Source organism: Bartonella sp. AA81SXKL (assembly GCF_042196945.1).
Classification (GTDB): Bacteria; Pseudomonadota; Alphaproteobacteria; order Rhizobiales; family Rhizobiaceae; genus Bartonella.
In genome coordinates this window covers 1-589 of the sequence record NZ_JBHIRH010000366.1, presented here as the reverse complement: position 1 = coordinate 589, position 589 = coordinate 1, and the positions used below count along the sequence as shown (strand labels likewise).

Sequence of the window (589 nt, the reverse complement as noted above, 5' to 3'; positions counted from 1 at the left end):
GTTTGATGGATACCTTACGCTTTACCGCATACGTGCATTAAAAGATTTTGGTGATGTTAAGGCTGGGGACCTTGGGGGCTTTATAGAAAATGAAAGCAATCTCTCTCATGATGGCAATTGCTGGGTCTATGATAATGCTTGTGTTACTTGGGGTTCAAAAATTTATGACAATGCAAAAATTTATAATAACGCCCGAGTATATGGTGGTGGTCGCATTTTTGAAAACGCACAGATTTACGGAAATGCAATTGTTTATCCCAATGCAAGAGTTTATGGCGACGCAAAAATTTACGGAGATTCAGAGATCTGCGGAGAAAGCCGTATCACAACAAACGAGAAAAAATAAATCATGTATAAATATGGAATTAAACCTACCTTGTGTGCACAGTTAGTTGTGAGAAATACTCACAATCTAGGTGAACTTTGTATCACTATCTCTGGGTATAAAGACGAGCCTTATGTAGATACCATAATTTCTGAAGACATAATGCAGCCTATAAAATCCAAACTCTAACAACCAAACCAACTTTTAAACACCAGCGTGATTCACGCCACGGGGGAATTGCGCTCAAATAGGAGGAAATCAATA

1 protein-coding gene is annotated in these 589 nt (G+C 38.4%); it reads left to right on the top strand.

From position 1 onward, the window contains the following. Positions 1 to 346: hypothetical protein (locus tag ACFINZ_RS11720; RefSeq protein ID WP_375701610.1), on the top strand; the 346-nt coding region annotated here is incomplete at its 5' end. Positions 347 to 589: the final 243 nt, after the last annotated feature.